Here is a 16,402-nt window from a genome sequence, read left to right on the forward strand (position 1 = left end):
CGATGGATACCTGGATATATCTTTCTCAGGGTTTCGCGGTGGCGATGACCCCGGAAAATCTGCTGATCGCGCTGATTGGCTGCTTTGTCGGCACCATTGTCGGATTGCTGCCCGGACTTGGGCCAATCAACGGCGTGGCGATTTTGCTGCCGCTGGCTTTTGCCCTGCACCTGCCCGCCGAGTCGGCGCTGATCCTGCTGGCGACCGTGTACATCGGCTGTGAATATGGCGGGCGCATCTCGTCGATTTTACTCAACGTACCCGGCGATGCGGCGGCGATCATGACCGCCCTTGACGGTTACCCGATGGCGCAACAGGGGCGCGGCGGCGTCGCGCTGTCGATTTCCGCGGTCAGCTCATTCTTTGGCTCGTTGATCGCCATCGGCGGGATCATCCTGTTCGCGCCGCTGTTGGCGCAATGGTCGCTGGCGTTTGGTCCGGCGGAATATTTCGCGCTGATGGTGTTTGCCATCGCCTGCCTCGGCAGCATGATGGCGCAAAACCCGCTGAAATCGTTTCTCGCCGCGTTGATCGGACTGGGTCTTGCTACCGTCGGCGTGGACGCTAATACCGGGGTGTATCGCTTTACCTTTGACAGCGTTCACCTTTCCGACGGCGTTCAGTTTATTGTCGTGGTGATCGGCCTGTTCTCTGTGTCTGAAATCCTGTTGATGCTGGAGCACACCAGCAGCGGGCAAACGCTGGTCCGTAAAACCGGACGGATGATGTTTAATCTGAAAGAAGGCGTTCAGTGTGCCGGCACGACGCTGCGCTCGTCGGTGATAGGTTTCTTTGTCGGCGTGCTGCCCGGCGCGGGCGCGACGATTGCCAGCGCCATCACCTACATGACCGAGAAGAAAATCAGCGGCAACAGCGACAGCTTCGGCAAAGGCGATATTCGCGGGGTGGCGGCGCCGGAAGCGGCAAACAACGCGTCGGCCTGTGGCTCGTTTATCCCGATGTTAACGCTGGGGGTTCCCGGTTCCGGCACTACCGCGGTGATGATGGGCGCGCTAACGTTGTACAACATCACACCCGGCCCGGCGATGTTTACTGAACAACCGGACATCGTCTGGGGGCTGATCGCCGCGCTACTGATCGCCAACGTGATGCTGCTGGTCATGAATATCCCGCTGATCGGCCTGTTTACTCGCATGCTGACCATTCCGCTGTGGTTTCTGGTCCCGGCGATCGCCGCTGTTTCAGCGGTTGGCGTGTACGCGGTCCACAGCACCACCTTCGATCTGGTGCTGATGGTGGCGCTTGGGGTGCTGGGCTATATTTTGCGCAAGATGCATTTCCCGATGTCACCGCTGATCTTAGGCTTCGTCCTCGGCGAAATGCTCGAACAGAACCTGCGCCGCGCGCTGTCCATCAGCAACGGCAATATGGCTATTCTGTGGGAAAGCGGCGTGACCAAAACCCTGCTGGTGATGGCGGTGGCAGTGATTATCGTCCCTCCCGTGTTACGCATCATCCGTAAACGTCAGGCAAAGCCGCAGATTGAAGTTGGCTAATCCTGCGGCGCGGCAACTGTCTCGATCCGTTCTTCAAGATAACCGAAGAACGGATTCGAGGTGACGCGTATCAGTTTGTCTGCTCCCACCAGCAGTGTGCCAGTCTCACCACGCAACGCAATCGTCCCCATACTCAGCCCATAGCGGTTTATCTGCTCCGGTTTCAGGCCATACAGGGAGTCGGTCACGGGAAATGGCACCGCTACGTGCGACAGGGAATACATCTCCTGCGGCCAGACTTCATGCAAAGGCTGAATCTTTTCTTCCTGATTCCCGGCTGCCGTGTCGCGCGCCACAACCGCCAGCGTGTCTGCCGCGGCGTTAGCGATGACCGTGGCGCGGTAAGCGCGCGGCGCTGGCGGCAACAGCGTGGCGGCAGCGGTGTAAGAAGACGTTCGCAACAGCGGGCGAAGACTGGCAGCCTGGTTGATATCGAACAGCACCAGTTCGCTGCCGTTTGCCGGAAGATAACGATACAGCGAGTCCACTACCGCGTGGGTGCTGACGGTGGAGTCCATCACTGACTGAAAGGTCAGCACCGGCGGCAACGCCGTTAAGCGGCGGCGCTTCGCGTCGTCGACGAGCTGCGTTTGCAGCGCGCGGGTCAGCAGATACGACTGGCGCGCGGCATTAACCGGAAACGAATTGTATTTGAAAGGATTATATTCAGGCGTCACGTTGAGCCACGCCGCTTTGGCAAACGCCGGAAACCATGCCGGAAGACCGGCCAGTCCGGCAAAACGGGCGAAAGCGGTGACGCCAATCATCGGCGACAGCAGCACTATCTGGCTGGGACGACGCAAAGACGCGTCCTCCAGGCTGTCGAGCGTGTATTTCATTGCCAGCGCACCGCCGTTGGAGTAACCCACCAGATGCAACGGCAGGTCACGCCCCCCAAGCCGCGTCGCTTCCCGTATCGCCAGCCGCGTCGCTGCCAGCCAGTCCTGCCATGCCACGTCAGTCAGCGCTCCGGGGGCGGTGCCGTGTCCGGGCAAACGCGGTACGACGACGATATACCCCCACTGCCGGTAGCGCTGCGCCACGTGCTTCAGGCTGTACGGCGAGTCGGTTAAACCATGCAACATGACCACCGCGCCACGCGGCGCCCCCTGCGGCAGCAGGACGAATGAACGATTTCCGTTCGGCGTAAACTGCTGAGGATAAACCTGGCTTCCGGCCCAGTAGCGGTTGATCGGCGTTCGCTGTTCGGCGCCGAGCTTGTCGCTGATCTCGACTTTCAGCGCGTCGAATAAGCGCGCCTCGTGCGCCTGATATTGCGCGAAGGTGGCGCTCTCCAGCGTCTTCGCGGACATTTCCTCGCCATGCCAGGTATGCCAGAGCTGAAGGTCGGGACCGCGTTCGGTCTGATAAACCCGCACGCTGAGAAAGAGAATCAGTACCGCCAGCAACGTCAGGGAGACGTGCTTAATCAGCGCGATCAGTCCGGCGCTTACCCATTTCAGCCGACGAAAGCCGTGTTTAATCATGACGTTAATCCCGTTGTGCTGCGTACCTGACGCGCGATAAACGGCGTTAGTTTAGGCTAACTCACGGATTCCTCAATCTTTTCTTCCACACTCTGTCCTGTCGTCGGCGTCAATCAGAAACCCGCAATGTTAAATATTTGTAGCTTTAGATCACAAAAAATACACATTAGCGATTATTTTGTGCGCGTTTATTAAAAATGTAGATATTTTTAATTTATGGCTACGAAATGAGCATCACCCTGACTCCCCGACGACTCACAGAGAGGAATGTTTCCGATGAACGCACTGACCGCCGTAAAACCGACCCCTGAAGACACCGATCAACGCTATAGCGGGTTCACCCTGACGCCTTCAGCCCAGTCTTCGCGACTGCTGGAGCTGACTTTTTCCGCCCCGACCACAAACGCGTTCCTCACGCAGGTAGCGCAGTGGCCGGTGCAGGCGCTGGAGTATAAATCCTTCCTGCGCTTTAAGGTCGCGAAGATCCTCGACGATCTGTGCGGCAATCAGTTGCAACCGCTGCTGCTGAAAACATTGCTGGATCGCGCCGAAGGGGCGTTACTGATCAATGCTGAAGGGATCGATAACGTTAGTCAGGCCGACGACATGGTCAAGCTGGCGACGGCAGTGGCGCATCTCATCGGGCGCTCGAATTTCGATGCGATGAGCGGCCAGTACTATGCGCGCTTTGTGGTCAAAAACGTGGACAACTCTGACAGCTATCTGCGCCAGCCGCACCGGGTGATGGAGCTGCACAACGACGGGACTTACGTTGAGGAGATCACCGATTTTGTGCTGATGATGAAAATCGACGAGCAGAATATGACCGGCGGCAACTCGCTGCTGCTGCATCTCGACGACTGGGAGCATCTGGAAGAATACTTCCGCCATCCGCTGGCGCGTCGCCCAATGCGCTTTGCCGCGCCGCCGAGCAAAAACGTCAGCCAGGACGTGTTCCATCCGGTGTTTGACGTGGACCCGCAGGGTCGCCCGGTGATGCGCTACATTGACCAGTTCGTCCAGCCGAAAGATTTTGAGGAAGGCGTCTGGCTGAGCGACCTTTCTGATGCGCTGGAAACCAGCAAAAATATTCTTTCCGTCCCGGTTCCGGTAGGCAAGTTCCTGCTGATCAATAACCTGTTCTGGCTACACGGGCGCGATCGTTTTACCCCGCACCCGGATCTGCGCCGTGAGTTAATGCGCCAGCGCGGCTATTTCGCGTATTCCGCCCACCGTTACCAGACGCATCACTAAGTGGGAAGGAAGAGCGGATGTATGATTTTGTGATTATCGGCGGCGGCATTATCGGCATGTCGACCGCCATGCAGTTGATTGACGTCTACCCCGACGCCCGCATTGCGCTGCTGGAAAAAGAGTCCGGCCCGGCCAGCCACCAAACGGGCCATAACAGTGGCGTGATCCATGCTGGCGTTTACTACACGCCTGGCAGTCTGAAGGCGCAGTTTTGCTTTGCCGGAAACCGCGCCACCAAAGCCTTTTGCGATCAAAATGGCATCCGTTACAACACTTGCGGAAAAATGCTGGTCGCGACCTCGGAACGGGAAATGGAACGGATGCGCGCGCTGTGGGAGCGCACCGCCGCCAACGGTCTGGAACGCGAATGGCTGAACGCCGATGCGCTTCGCGAGCGTGAACCCAACATCACCGGTCTGGGCGGCATTTTCGTGCCGTCGAGCGGGATCGTCAGCTATCGCGACGTCGCGGCGGCAATGGCGAAAATTTTCCAGGCCAGAGGCGGCGAGGTGATCTATCACGCGGAGGTCAGCGCCCTGAACGAGCATGCGGCAGGGGTGGTGGTGCGAACGCGGCAGGGTAAAGAGTATCACGCCGCCACGCTGATAAGCTGCGCGGGGCTGATGGCTGATCGGCTGGTGAAAATGCTGGGCGTCGATCCGGGTTTTATCATTTGCCCGTTCCGTGGCGAATATTTTCGCCTGGCGCCAGAGCATAATCAGATCGTCAATCATCTCATCTACCCGATCCCCGATCCGGCGATGCCGTTTCTGGGCGTTCATCTTACCCGCATGATCGACGGCAGCGTCACCGTTGGGCCAAACGCGGTGCTGGCCTTTAAGCGTGAAGGCTATCGCAAGCGCGACTTTTCGCTGGCCGATACGCTGGAGATCTTCGGCTCCGCCGGCGTTCGCCGCGTGCTGCAAAAAAACCTTCGTTCCGGGCTTGGCGAAATGAAAAATTCGCTGTGCAAAAGCGGCTATTTGCGGCTGGTGCAGAAATATTGTCCGAGCCTGACCCTCGCCGATCTGCACCCGTGGCCTGCGGGCGTCAGGGCGCAGGCGGTATCGCCGGACGGCAAGCTGATCGACGATTTTCTGTTTGTGACCACACCGCGTTCTGTTCACACCTGCAACGCGCCTTCGCCGGCAGCGACGTCGGCCATGCCTATCGGCGCGCACATCGTCAGCAAAGTGCAAACCCTGCTGGCCAGCCAAAGCAACCCCGGGCGCACACTGCGTGCGGCGCGCAGCGTGGACACCTTACACGCCGCCTTTACCCGTTAACCCTTTTTACGACAGGAAGCCCCTATGCAACTTAATGATTCTGGTTTGTTCCGCCAGCAGGCGTTTATCGACGGTCGCTGGCGCGACGCCAGCAGCGGCGAAGTGATTAGCGTTGTCAATCCCGCAAACGGCCAGACGCTGGGTAGCGTGCCAAAGATGGGCGCAGCGGAAACCCGCGAAGCCATTGACGCCGCAAACCGTGCCCTGCCCGCCTGGCGCGCGCTCACCGCCAAAGAGCGGGCGACATTTTTACGTCGCTGGTTCAATTTGATGCTGGAGCACCAGGACGATCTCGCCCGTCTGATGACCCTGGAACAGGGAAAACCGCTGGCGGAGGCCAAAGGGGAAATCAGCTATGCGGCATCGTTTATTGAATGGTTTGCCGAAGAGGGCAAGCGGATCTACGGCGACACGATTCCGGGACATCAGGCCGACAAACGTCTGATTGTCATCAAGCAGCCGATTGGCGTGACGGCCGCGATCACCCCGTGGAATTTTCCTTCGGCAATGATCACCCGAAAAGCCGGTCCGGCGCTGGCGGCAGGCTGCACGATGGTGCTGAAGCCCGCCAGCCAGACCCCCTTTTCCGCGCTGGCGCTGGCCGAACTGGCGAACCGGGCGGGGATTCCAGCGGGCGTGTTCAGCGTGGTGACCGGGTCGGCAAGCGCGGTAGGCAACGAACTCACCGGCAATCCACTGGTGCGCAAACTGTCGTTTACCGGCTCGACGGAAATTGGTCGACAGCTCATGCAGCAGTGCGCCAGAGACATTAAGAAAGTGTCGCTGGAGTTGGGCGGCAATGCGCCGTTTATCGTTTTTGACGATGCCGATCTCGATAAAGCCGTCGAAGGCGCGCTGGCGTCGAAGTTTCGTAACGCCGGACAAACCTGTGTCTGCGCCAACCGTCTGTACGTGCAGGAGGGGGTATATGAACGCTTTGCAGAAAAATTGCATCAGGCGGTGCAAACCTTGCGCCTCGGTGACGGCCTGGATCCGGAGGTGACCACCGGGCCGCTGATTGACGACAAAGCGGTCCGTAAAGTCCAGGAGCACATTGCCGACGCGCTGGCGAAAGGGGCGCGGGTGCTCACCGGCGGCGAGGCGCACGCGCTGGGAGGCAATTTCTTCCAGCCCACGATTCTGGTAGACGTACCGGCCAGCGCGAAGGTCGCTAAAGAAGAGACGTTCGGTCCGCTGGCGCCGCTGTTCCGCTTTCGCGACGAAGCCGACGTCATCCGCCAGGCGAATGACACCGAATTTGGCCTTGCCGCTTACTTCTACGCTCGCGATTTAAGCCGCGTTTTTCGCGTCGGTGAAGCGCTGGAGTACGGCATTGTGGGAATTAACACCGGCATTATCTCCAACGAAGTCGCGCCGTTTGGCGGGATCAAAGCTTCCGGTCTTGGCCGTGAAGGATCGAAATATGGCATCGAAGATTACTTAGAAATCAAATATATGTGCATCGGTCTGTCATGATCTTTTTTGTCCGGAACGGGCATCGTTGAAAGCCGGATGCCCAGTCTGTATCAGCAACACGCCATCCGGCAAGCGGGCAACATAACAATAACGGGGTAAAAGTATGGGGCAACTGTCGCAATCACATGATTTAGGGGGCGGGCTGAAATCACGCCACGTCACCATGCTGTCTATCGCCGGGGTTATTGGCGCCAGTCTGTTTGTCGGCTCCAGCGTCGCCATCGCCCAGGCCGGTCCTGCGGTGCTACTGGCCTATCTGTTTGCCGGACTGCTGGTGGTGATGATAATGCGAATGCTGGCGGAAATGGCCGTCGCCACGCCGGACACGGGGTCCTTTTCCACCTATGCCGACAAGGCCATCGGACGTTGGGCAGGCTACACCATCGGCTGGCTGTACTGGTGGTTCTGGGTGCTGGTTATTCCGCTTGAAGCCAATATTGCGGCGATCATTCTTCATTCGTGGATACCGGGGATCCCCATCTGGCTGTTCTCGCTGGTCATCACGCTGGCATTAACCGGCAGTAATTTGCTGAGCGTCAAAAACTACGGTGAGTTTGAGTTCTGGCTGGCGCTGTGCAAAGTGATTGCCATTCTGGCCTTTATCGCGCTGGGCGCGGCGGCGATAAGCGGCTTTTATCCCTGGGCCGAGGTTGGCGGCATTTCGCGCCTGTGGGATCACGGCGGCTTTATGCCCAACGGTTTTGGCGCGGTGCTGAGCGCAATGCTGATCACCATGTTTTCCTTTATGGGGGCGGAAATCGTGACCATTGCCGCCGCCGAATCGGACACGCCGGATAAGCACATCGTTCGCGCCACTAACTCGGTGATCTGGCGGATCTCACTCTTTTATCTCTGCTCTATCTTTGTGGTCGTGGCGCTGATCCCGTGGAATACGCCAGGGCTGAAGGAGACGGGATCGTATCGCTCGGTGCTGGAGTTACTGAATATTCCGCACGCCAAACTGATTATGGACGCAGTGATCCTGCTGTCGGTGACCAGCTGTCTGAACTCCGCGCTGTATACCGCTTCCCGTATGCTCTATTCCCTGAGCCGCCGCGGCGATGCACCGGCGATAATGGGGAAAACCAACCGCAGCAAAACGCCTTACGTGGCGGTGCTGCTGTCGACCGGCGCAGCGTTTCTGACGGTGGTTGTGAATTATTACGCGCCCGCGAAAGTGTTTAAATTTCTGATCGACAGTTCCGGCGCCATCGCCCTGCTGGTTTATCTGGTGATCGCCGTGTCGCAACTGCGGATGCGTAAAATCCTGCTGGCGGAAGGCGGCGAACTCACCCTTAAAATGTGGCTGTATCCGTGGCTCACCTGGCTGGTGATCGGTTTTATCTGCTTTGTGCTTGTGGTGATGTTGTTTCGGCCCGCGCAGCAGCTGGAGGTGATTTCCACCTGTCTGTTAGGTATCGGTATCGTTTGTACCGTACCGATTATGTCGCGCTGGAAAAAGCTGGTATTGTGGCATAAGTCACCCATGCACCCTACCCGGTAACGCTGATCCCTGCGCAGACCGGGCGTTCTGTTCAGGAGTAAGACCATGACCGCCATTTCGCATCCGACGGCCATTGATGGATACCGCTGGCTCAAGAATGACATTATTCGCGGTGTGTACCAGCCGGATGAAAAGCTGCGCATGAGCTTACTCACGTCACGTTATGCGCTGGGCGTCGGCCCGCTCAGAGAGGCGCTGTCTCAACTGGTGGCTGAGCGACTGGTTACAGTGGTAAATCAGAAAGGCTATCGGGTCGCGTCGATGTCCGAGCAGGAACTGCTCGATATCTTCGACGCCCGCGCCAATATGGAGGCGATGCTGGTCGGGCTGGCCATTGCGCGTGGCGATGATGAATGGGAAGCAGAGATCCTGGCGCGGGCGCATATGCTGAGCAAACTGGAAGCCAGCCACGCCAGCGAACAACTGCTTGACGAGTGGGATTTACGTCATCAGGCGTTCCATACCGCCATTGTTGCCGGATGCGGTTCGCGCTATCTGTTGCAAATGCGCGAGCGGCTGTTCGATCTGGCAGCACGGTATCGCTTTATCTGGCTGCGCACCACGGTACTGTCGGTAGAGATGCTTGAGGATAAACACGAGCAACATCAGGCGTTGACAGAGGCGATTCTGGCGCGCGATGCCGGGCGCGCCAGTGAATTAATGCGCCAGCATATGCTGACGCCTATTCCCGTTATTCAGCAAGCCATGTCCGGCAAGCTGCGAATGGAAAAGCCGTGACTGCTTTTATTCTTCCGGAATACGCAGAACCTGTCCGGGATAAATTTTATCCGGACTGCTCAGCATCGGCTTATTCGCTTCGAAGATTTTATTATACAGATTAGCGTTACCATATACCTGTTTAGAAATAGCGCTTAAGGTGTCGCCGGATTTCACCGTATAGAACTGACTTTCCGCAGCGGGCGCGGCGGTTTTCACCTGATCTTCTACGCTACCAATACCGGAAATATTCCCGACCGCAATCAGGATTTTTTCTTTCGCTTCCTGACTCAGGCCGTCGCCGGTTACCGTCGCTTTACCGTCGGCAATTTGCACATTCACTTTATCGGCATCCGGAATACCGGTTTTGTTCAGGTGATCCTGTACTTTTTTCGCTAAATCGTCTTTATCGTGATTACCGGTTACGGCATCCCAAAGTTTCTCGCCAGCGTCTTTTACAAAGTTGAAAAGTCCCATATTCACCTCGATTGTTTGCAATAAATACACCCGAAGTGTAGCAGAAAGTTTCGCTTAAAATTCCGAAAGCCATTAAGAAACGAAGCCCGGCTGGCAGAATGCCCCGGGCGGGTAACAGGTTAAGAAAGACCTTAGCTACGGGTTTGCACCCAGAAGGCGTGGATCAGACCCGGGATATAGCCCAGCAGGGTCAGCACAATATTCAGAATAAAGGCCCAGCCAAACCCCTTACCTAACAGAACGCCAAGCGGCGGTAAAATAATGGTAAATACAATTCTCCAGAAACCCATACACACTCCATACATGCAAATTAATCTTTGTTTAAAAAGAGATTTTATCTCTAAGCATAGTAATTTTACGCCAACCCGCCAGTTTCGCCTTTCGCTTTTACCCTCTTTTACGCTCTTTACACTGGCGCTCTTTTTACCATTACTTTAGAATCTACTTAACTTAGCAAAAACTAAATTAACCATGAACGATCTTGAACAGCTTCAGGCCAGCGCTGAACAGGCGGCGGCCCTGCTTAAAGCAATGAGCAACCCTAAACGTTTGCTGATCCTGTGCATGCTCTGCGGTTCACCTGGCACCAGCGCGGGCGAGCTGGCGCGCATCACAGGGCTTAGCGCGTCAGCCACCTCTCAGCATCTGGCGCGAATGCGCGATGAAGGGCTTATCGACAGTCAGCGCAACGCCCAGCGTATTCTCTATTCCATTAAGAACACGGCGGTGAATGCGCTCATTGCCACACTAAAAAACCTTTATTGTCCATAAGGAGTGAACATGGCTATCGGGACACTTACCGCGCGTGAAGCGCAGGCGCGTATCGCCACAGGCGCAAAACTGATTGACGTTCGCGACGCCGACGAGTATCTGCGTGAACACATACCGCAGGCGGCGCTCGCCCCGTTGCCCACGCTGGAGCAACACGGTTTACCGGCGCAGCTGCGAAGCGAGCAGATTATCTTTCACTGCCAGTCGGGCAAGCGCACGCAAAACAACGCGGCAAGGCTGGAAGCTGTCGCCGCGCCGGCAGAAGCCTGGCTGCTTGAGGGGGGGATCGAGGGCTGGAAAAACGCCGGATTACCGACAGTGGAAGATAAATCGCAGCCGTTGCCTTTGATGCGTCAGGTGCAGATCGCCGCAGGCGGGCTGACACTGGCAGGCGTGGTGCTGGGCTATACCCTGAGCAGCGGCTTTTTTCTGCTGAGCGGCTTTGTCGGCGCGGGATTAGTCTTTGCCGGATTAACCGGCTTTTGCGGCATGGCGCGCCTGCTTGATAAAATGCCGTGGAATCGTCGCGCGCACGCGCCTGAGTGAAATAAGCGGTGAGCATTGTCTCACCGCCGTTGTGATTAGATCAGGAAATCGTCGAGGGATTTTCCTTCCGCCAGCGCTTTGGCGATCGGTTTCGGCGTACGCCCCTGGCCGGTCCAGGTTTTGCTTTCGCCATTTACATCGGTAAAGCGATATTTCGCCGGGCGCGGTTGACGTTTTTTGGTCACGCGCACGTTCGCTTTTTCACCGGCAAATAACTCCTCCGGGTTAATTCCCTCGGCTTTCAGCAGTTCCAGCCACGTCTTAATTTTCTCCTGCTGTTCCTGACGTTCACGCTGTAACTGTTCTTCTTCTTCGCGTCTTTCTTTAGTGACCACCCTGAATTTCTCGAGCATTTCTTCAAGGACGTCAATGGAGAATTCGCGGGCCATTGCACGTAATGTGCGAATATTATTTAAGTTATGTAACATCACATTCATAATAATTAAAACCTTATAACGCTAAAACATATGTATTACGCCGGGTAGTGTATTCGATCATAAAATCATTTTCCAGAGGTAATAATACCACGGGTATTATTCCGTTCTTATTCTCTGGCGTGCCCATCACCCTATTCTTTAATGCTTTCTGAATTATATTCAGGCTAATTTTTAGCGCGCCGTATGCGCTAGCGGAATAAACTCAGGCGCTACCTTTGTCAAATTTTCGCTTATAACAAACTTTGCCGTCAGGCATTTTATAATAACCCACTGATTTTTAATGATTTCCACTCTATGAACAACGAAAACTCCACGCAACGCGCTAAACGCGCCGCCGCAGAGTATTTTATCGACAAAAAGCCACAAAATAAAAAGATTTCTCTAGTTGATAGTTACAAGGCAGCCATATAATCTATCATCAAGCGAAAACACCGCCCAAAACCACTACGCAAAGCTTGTTTGCTATCGATTTTATCCTCTTTTGACAGGAGCATTAGCATGTTCTCACCGCAGTCACGCTTACGTCATGCCGTCGCTGACACGTTTGCGATGGTTGTTTATTGTTCTGTTGTGAACATGTTGATTGAGATCTTTCTTTCCGGGATGACCTTTGAACAGTCTCTGTCATCGCGACTGGTCGCTATTCCGGTTAATATTCTGATCGCCTGGCCGTACGGTATGTATCGCGATCTGTTTATGAAAGGCGCGCGCCGTTTAAGCACCGCGGGCTGGATGAAAAATCTGGCGGATGTGCTGGCGTATGTAACCTTTCAGTCGCCGGTATACGTAGCGATCCTGCTGACAGTGGGTGCAGACTGGCACCAGATTACGGCAGCGGTGAGTTCGAATATCGTGGTATCGATGATGATGGGGGCGGTGTATGGCTATTTTCTCGATTACTGCCGCCGGCTGTTTCGGGTTAGCCGTTACCAACAGATCAAAGCCTGAAGCGTGAGCGACTGGCCTTGCCAGTCGCTCAATTATTTAGCCTCGCCAAACAGCCCATTTAAATATCGCTCAAGCGCAATACGCGAACTAAAGCCGTGCGGAATACCGTAATGTTCATGGGTCTCGCCGGCTAAATAAAGCGGAAAATGCTGGTAATGATCGCAGGTTTTTATTTCCGACGCAGGTTCCGCCAGCGATGAACTGCGCTCTTTCAGGGTAGGATGAATCACCAGCGCCGTGCGTCCCATGCGCGCTTCACGATTCACATAAACATAATTTTCGCCACGTCGATAACCGTACGCTTTCTGTGTCACCACATCGACGGTAAACCCCACTTTTTCAAGTACGCGCGCCACCTCGTCAGGTCGTAAATACATATATTTTCCTCGTTATCTTTTACTGCGGGCTTACCTTACCTGATTCAGCATTAGCAACGCTTTCAGAAAAGTCCATAAACACGCGATAACGCCGTGATGCGTCTCAGAAGTTAAAAATATGAACTAAACTGAAAAGCGACATCGAAATCACTGGAGGATCATATGTTTAACAGACCGAACCGCAACGATGTAGATGAAGGCGTGCAGGATATTCATAATGACGTCAACCAGTTAGCGGATAGCCTGGAAGCCGTGCTGAAGTCATGGGGTAGCGATGCGAAGGACGAAGCGGAAGCCGCGCGGCGTAAAGCGCAGGCGCTGCTGAAAGAGACCCGCGCGCGGATGCAGGGTCGTACCCGCGTTTCGCAAGCGGCACGTGACGCCGTTGGCTGCGCCGATACCTTTGTACGTGAGAAACCGTGGTGCAGCGTCGGAACGGCGGCGGCCATTGGGATCTTTGTTGGCGCGCTGTTAAGCCTGCGTCGCTAACCGCGTGACGCTTGTCCGGCCTGCCTGCACAGTGGGCCGGATAAGATTTCCCCCCGTTGCTCTACCGCCCTCCTCCCCTTTTGCCCCTTTAACATCGACGCCAGCGACCGGGCGCCTTAAACGTCAATGACCCACTGGATACCGCCATTCCACTCACTTGCGCCCATAGCAGCCCATTCCCGCTGAGCTCATCATCAGGACCACCATCAATCGGAATTTCCCATATCTTGTATGGTTGAAACTTATTTCAACTACATCTAGTATTCCCTTTATCAACTCACACTCAACCGACGCGTCACATCGCGCCGTTCTTTTCATTCTAAATGGAAATACGAATCATGCGCATTACTATTTACACTCGCAATGACTGTGTTCAATGCCACGCCACGAAACGGGCGATGGAAAGCCGGGGCTTTGACTTTGAGATGGTAAATGTCGACCTGGAACCCGACGCTGCGGATACGCTACGCGCGCAGGGCTTTCGCCAACTGCCAGTCGTCATTGCAGGAGACATCAGTTGGTCGGGATTCCGCCCGGACATGATCAACCGCCTGCATCCGGAACCGCGCGTGGCCAGCGCATGAACCCGCTCGTCTACTTCTCCAGCAGCTCCGAAAATACGCACCGTTTTATCCTGCGTCTGGGGCTGCCCGCCATTCGCATTCCGCTGAATGAACGCGAGCGTATCCGGGTAGACGAGCCGTACATTCTGGTAGTGCCCTCCTACGGGGGCGGCGGTACGGCGGGGGCGGTCCCCCGGCAGGTGATCCGCTTTTTAAACGATGAACACAACCGGGCGCTCATTCGCGGCGTCATTGCCTCGGGCAACCGCAACTTTGGTGAAGCCTACGGTCGCGCAGGCGACGTGATCGCCCAAAAATGCGCCGTTCCCTGGCTTTATCGCTTTGAGCTAATGGGTACGCCAGCCGACATTGAGAACGTCCGAAAAGGAGTAAGCGAATTTTGGCAACGACAACCGCAGAACGCGTAATGCAGGAAAAACGGGACTACCACGCGCTGAACGCGATGCTCAATCTGTACGATAAAGCAGGCCGTATTCAGTTCGAAAAAGACAGCGAGGCGGTGGATGCTTTTTTCGCCGCCCACGTTCGCCCTAACGCCGTGACGTTCAGCAGCCAGCAGGAACGACTCGACACGCTCGTTAACGAAGGCTATTACGATAGCGGCGTGTTGAGCCGCTACGATCGCCGGTTCGTGCTGGATTTGTTTGCCCACGCCCACGCCAGCGGTTTTCGCTTTCAAACCTTTCTCGGGGCGTGGAAGTTTTACACCAGCTATACGCTGAAAACCTTCGATGGCAAACGCTATCTGGAAGACTTTGAAGACCGGGTGGTGATGGTGGCGTTGACGCTCGCTCAGGGGGATGAAACGCTGGCCACGCGGCTAACCGACGAAATGCTCTCGGGGCGCTTTCAGCCCGCCACGCCGACCTTTTTAAACTGCGGAAAACAGCAGCGTGGCGAACTGGTTTCCTGCTTCCTGTTGCGCATCGAAGACAATATGGAATCGATTGGCCGGGCGGTGAACGCCGCGCTCCAGCTATCAAAACGCGGCGGCGGCGTGGCGTTTCTGCTCTCCAACCTGCGGGAAGCGGGCGCGCCGATTAAGCGCATTGAGAATCAGTCCTCCGGGGTGATCCCGGTCATGAAGATGCTGGAAGACGCGTTTTCTTATGCCAACCAGCTCGGCGCGCGTCAGGGGGCGGGGGCAGTATATTTGCATGCGCATCACCCGGATATCCTGCGCTTTCTTGATACCAAACGCGAAAACGCCGATGAAAAAATTCGCATCAAAACGCTCTCACTCGGGGTGGTGATCCCGGACGTGACCTTTCGGCTGGCAAAAGAGAACGCGCAAATGGCGCTGTTTTCTCCTTATGACGTGGAGCGCATCTACGGCAAACCGTTCGGCGATATCGCAGTTAGCGAGCTTTACGATGAGCTGGTCGCCGACGCGCGGGTGCGCAAAACATACATTAACGCCCGCGACTTCTTCCAGACGCTTGCGGAAATTCAGTTCGAATCCGGCTATCCGTACATCATGTTTGAGGATACGGTAAACCGCGCGAACCCCATTGCTGGCCGTATTAATATGAGCAACCTGTGCTCGGAAATTTTGCAGGTTAACAGCGCTTCCACCTATGATGAAAATCTCGACTACGCGCAGGTCGGCCACGACATTTCCTGCAATCTTGGCTCACTGAATATCGCTCATACTATGGATTCGCCAGACTTCGGGCGCACCGTGGAAACGGCTATCCGCGGCCTGACAGCGGTATCCGATATGAGCCACATCCGTAGCGTGCCGTCGATAGAGGCGGGCAACGCCGCGTCACATGCGATCGGGCTTGGGCAAATGAACCTGCACGGGTATCTGGCGCGCGAAGGCATTGCCTACGGCTCACCGGAAGGGCTGGATTTCACCAATCTTTACTTCTACACCATCACCTGGCATGCGCTAAACACCTCGATGCTGCTGGCGCGAGAGCGCGGTCAGACCTTTGCCGGATTCTCACAATCGCGTTACGCCAGCGGTGAATATTTCACCCAGTATTTGCAGGGCAACTGGCAGCCGAAAACAGAAAAAGTTCGCGCGCTGTTCGCCCGCAGCGGCATTACCCTGCCGACGCGCGAAATGTGGCAACAATTGTGCGACGACGTGATGCGCTACGGCATTTACAACCAGAATTTACAAGCGGTGCCGCCCACCGGCTCGATTTCGTACATTAATCATGCGACTTCCAGCATTCATCCGATTGTCTCGAAAGTGGAGATCCGCAAAGAGGGCAAGACCGGGCGCGTGTACTACCCTGCCCCGTTTATGACCAATGAAAACCTGGCGATGTATCAGGATGCGTATGAGATCGGCCCGGAAAAAATCATCGACACCTATGCCGAAGCGACGCGCCATGTGGATCAGGGGCTGTCGCTGACCCTGTTTTTCCCGGACACTGCGACCACTCGCGACATTAACAAAGCGCAGATTTACGCCTGGCGAAAAGGCATTAAGTCGCTGTATTACATCCGGCTGCGCCAGCTGGCGCTGGAAGGCACTGAAATTGAAGGCTGCGTCTCGTGCGCACTGTAAGGAGAGCG

Annotated in this window: 18 protein-coding genes; 13 read left to right on the forward strand and 5 right to left on the reverse strand. The window is 55.8% G+C overall.

The features are described from left to right. Window positions 1-2 precede the first annotated feature (2 nt). Window positions 3-1,517 (forward strand): tripartite tricarboxylate transporter permease, encoded by a 1,515-nt coding sequence (locus tag CSE01S_RS11725; protein ID WP_042288462.1) that lies wholly within the window; start codon window positions 3-5, stop codon window positions 1,515-1,517. On the opposite strand, the gene CSE01S_RS11730 is transcribed toward CSE01S_RS11725, so the two are convergent. Then, window positions 1,514-3,001 (reverse strand): alpha/beta hydrolase, encoded by a 1,488-nt coding sequence (locus CSE01S_RS11730; protein WP_233422704.1) that lies wholly within the window; start codon window positions 2,999-3,001, stop codon window positions 1,514-1,516. The two genes, CSE01S_RS11725 and CSE01S_RS11730, sit on opposite strands and share 4 nt — an antisense overlap. Before the next feature lie 279 nt (window positions 3,002-3,280). Here CSE01S_RS11730 and glaH point away from each other — a divergent pair, with 279 nt between their 5' ends. From glaH to csiR, 5 genes are all read left to right on the forward strand, one after another. Beyond that, complete coding sequence (glaH, locus tag CSE01S_RS11735) at window positions 3,281-4,258, forward strand: glutarate dioxygenase GlaH (protein WP_042288468.1); 978 nt, start codon at window positions 3,281-3,283, stop codon at window positions 4,256-4,258. A gap of 17 nt (window positions 4,259-4,275) precedes the next feature. Next, window positions 4,276-5,544: an L-2-hydroxyglutarate dehydrogenase gene (lhgD, locus tag CSE01S_RS11740; protein WP_042288470.1), complete on the forward strand. Its 1,269-nt coding sequence runs from the start codon at window positions 4,276-4,278 to the stop codon at window positions 5,542-5,544. 24 nt (window positions 5,545-5,568) lie between these two features. Next, a complete protein-coding gene (gene gabD / locus CSE01S_RS11745) occupies window positions 5,569-7,020 on the forward strand; it encodes an NADP-dependent succinate-semialdehyde dehydrogenase (RefSeq protein WP_042288474.1) in 1,452 nt (483 codons plus the stop codon). A gap of 103 nt (window positions 7,021-7,123) precedes the next feature. Beyond that, window positions 7,124-8,524, forward strand: a complete 1,401-nt coding sequence (gene gabP / locus CSE01S_RS11750) for a GABA permease (protein WP_042288477.1) — start codon at window positions 7,124-7,126, stop codon at window positions 8,522-8,524. Between the two features lie 45 nt (window positions 8,525-8,569). Beyond that, window positions 8,570-9,262, forward strand: coding sequence for a DNA-binding transcriptional regulator CsiR (csiR, locus tag CSE01S_RS11755; protein WP_042288480.1), 693 nt, complete (start codon window positions 8,570-8,572; stop codon window positions 9,260-9,262). 6 nt (window positions 9,263-9,268) lie between these two features. On the opposite strand, the gene lysM is transcribed toward csiR, so the two are convergent. Both lysM and CSE01S_RS11765 read right to left on the reverse strand, forming a co-directional pair. Beyond that, on the reverse strand, window positions 9,269-9,718 hold the full coding sequence (lysM, locus tag CSE01S_RS11760) for a peptidoglycan-binding protein LysM (RefSeq protein ID WP_042288484.1): 450 nt from the start codon (window positions 9,716-9,718) through the stop codon (window positions 9,269-9,271). 131 nt (window positions 9,719-9,849) lie between these two features. Further along, window positions 9,850-10,008, reverse strand: a complete 159-nt coding sequence (locus tag CSE01S_RS11765; RefSeq protein WP_042288486.1) for a YqaE/Pmp3 family membrane protein — start codon at window positions 10,006-10,008, stop codon at window positions 9,850-9,852. 181 nt (window positions 10,009-10,189) lie between these two features. Between CSE01S_RS11765 and CSE01S_RS11770 the strand changes: the two genes are divergently transcribed. Together CSE01S_RS11770 and CSE01S_RS11775 are read left to right on the forward strand one after the other, a co-directional pair. Continuing rightward, entirely contained in the window at window positions 10,190-10,489 is a 300-nt protein-coding gene (locus CSE01S_RS11770) for an ArsR/SmtB family transcription factor (RefSeq protein WP_042288489.1), read from the forward strand. Between the two features lie 9 nt (window positions 10,490-10,498). After that, window positions 10,499-11,035: a rhodanese family protein gene (locus tag CSE01S_RS11775; protein WP_042288493.1), complete on the forward strand. Its 537-nt coding sequence runs from the start codon at window positions 10,499-10,501 to the stop codon at window positions 11,033-11,035. Window positions 11,036-11,070: 35 nt separating this feature from the next. Here the strand turns inward: CSE01S_RS11775 and stpA are convergent, their stop codons facing one another. Next, entirely contained in the window at window positions 11,071-11,472 is a 402-nt protein-coding gene (gene stpA / locus CSE01S_RS11780; protein ID WP_042288495.1) for a DNA-binding protein StpA, read from the reverse strand. Window positions 11,473-11,970: 498 nt separating this feature from the next. Here stpA and alaE point away from each other — a divergent pair, with 498 nt between their 5' ends. Continuing rightward, window positions 11,971-12,420, forward strand: coding sequence for an L-alanine exporter AlaE (gene alaE, locus CSE01S_RS11785; protein WP_042288498.1), 450 nt, complete (start codon window positions 11,971-11,973; stop codon window positions 12,418-12,420). Between the two features lie 32 nt (window positions 12,421-12,452). On the opposite strand, the gene CSE01S_RS11790 is transcribed toward alaE, so the two are convergent. Next, window positions 12,453-12,797, reverse strand: coding sequence for a DUF2002 family protein (locus CSE01S_RS11790; protein ID WP_042288502.1), 345 nt, complete (start codon window positions 12,795-12,797; stop codon window positions 12,453-12,455). A gap of 162 nt (window positions 12,798-12,959) precedes the next feature. Between CSE01S_RS11790 and CSE01S_RS11795 the strand changes: the two genes are divergently transcribed. The 4 genes from CSE01S_RS11795 to nrdE all read left to right on the forward strand — a co-directional run bounded on the left by CSE01S_RS11795 (window position 12,960) and on the right by nrdE (window position 16,394). Beyond that, window positions 12,960-13,286 (forward strand): ElaB/YgaM/YqjD family protein, encoded by a 327-nt coding sequence (locus CSE01S_RS11795; protein WP_042288505.1) that lies wholly within the window; start codon window positions 12,960-12,962, stop codon window positions 13,284-13,286. Window positions 13,287-13,624: 338 nt separating this feature from the next. After that, a complete protein-coding gene (gene nrdH, locus CSE01S_RS11800; protein WP_042288508.1) occupies window positions 13,625-13,870 on the forward strand; it encodes a glutaredoxin-like protein NrdH in 246 nt (81 codons plus the stop codon). Continuing rightward, a complete protein-coding gene (gene nrdI, locus CSE01S_RS11805) occupies window positions 13,867-14,277 on the forward strand; it encodes a class Ib ribonucleoside-diphosphate reductase assembly flavoprotein NrdI (protein ID WP_042288511.1) in 411 nt (136 codons plus the stop codon). The genes nrdH and nrdI overlap by 4 nt, the downstream gene beginning before the upstream one ends. After that, complete coding sequence (nrdE, locus tag CSE01S_RS11810) at window positions 14,250-16,394, forward strand: class 1b ribonucleoside-diphosphate reductase subunit alpha (RefSeq protein ID WP_042288513.1); 2,145 nt, start codon at window positions 14,250-14,252, stop codon at window positions 16,392-16,394. Before nrdI ends, nrdE begins: the two co-directional genes overlap by 28 nt. Window positions 16,395-16,402: the final 8 nt, after the last annotated feature.

It is taken from the genome of Citrobacter sedlakii NBRC 105722 (assembly GCF_000759835.1).
GTDB classification, from domain to species: domain Bacteria; phylum Pseudomonadota; class Gammaproteobacteria; order Enterobacterales; family Enterobacteriaceae; genus Citrobacter_A; species Citrobacter_A sedlakii.

Bases quoted from the DNA above. Each gene is read 5' to 3' on its own strand.
- CSE01S_RS11725 (WP_042288462.1), top strand. From the start codon at position 3: ATGGATACCTGGATATATCTTTCTCAGGGTTTCGCGGTGGCGATGACC.
- CSE01S_RS11775 (WP_042288493.1), top strand. From the start codon at position 10,499: ATGGCTATCGGGACACTTACCGCGCGTGAAGCGCAGGCGCGTATCGCC.
- gabD (WP_042288474.1), top strand. From the start codon at position 5,569: ATGCAACTTAATGATTCTGGTTTGTTCCGCCAGCAGGCGTTTATCGAC.
- gabP (WP_042288477.1), top strand. From the start codon at position 7,124: ATGGGGCAACTGTCGCAATCACATGATTTAGGGGGCGGGCTGAAATCA.
- lysM (WP_042288484.1), bottom strand. From the start codon at position 9,718: ATGGGACTTTTCAACTTTGTAAAAGACGCTGGCGAGAAACTTTGGGAT.
- nrdI (WP_042288511.1), top strand. From the start codon at position 13,867: ATGAACCCGCTCGTCTACTTCTCCAGCAGCTCCGAAAATACGCACCGT.
- CSE01S_RS11765 (WP_042288486.1), bottom strand. From the start codon at position 10,008: ATGGGTTTCTGGAGAATTGTATTTACCATTATTTTACCGCCGCTTGGC.
- alaE (WP_042288498.1), top strand. From the start codon at position 11,971: ATGTTCTCACCGCAGTCACGCTTACGTCATGCCGTCGCTGACACGTTT.
- glaH (WP_042288468.1), top strand. From the start codon at position 3,281: ATGAACGCACTGACCGCCGTAAAACCGACCCCTGAAGACACCGATCAA.
- nrdH (WP_042288508.1), top strand. From the start codon at position 13,625: ATGCGCATTACTATTTACACTCGCAATGACTGTGTTCAATGCCACGCC.
- CSE01S_RS11795 (WP_042288505.1), top strand. From the start codon at position 12,960: ATGTTTAACAGACCGAACCGCAACGATGTAGATGAAGGCGTGCAGGAT.
- csiR (WP_042288480.1), top strand. From the start codon at position 8,570: ATGACCGCCATTTCGCATCCGACGGCCATTGATGGATACCGCTGGCTC.
- stpA (WP_042288495.1), bottom strand. From the start codon at position 11,472: ATGAATGTGATGTTACATAACTTAAATAATATTCGCACATTACGTGCA.
- CSE01S_RS11770 (WP_042288489.1), top strand. From the start codon at position 10,190: ATGAACGATCTTGAACAGCTTCAGGCCAGCGCTGAACAGGCGGCGGCC.
- lhgD (WP_042288470.1), top strand. From the start codon at position 4,276: ATGTATGATTTTGTGATTATCGGCGGCGGCATTATCGGCATGTCGACC.
- CSE01S_RS11790 (WP_042288502.1), bottom strand. From the start codon at position 12,797: ATGTATTTACGACCTGACGAGGTGGCGCGCGTACTTGAAAAAGTGGGG.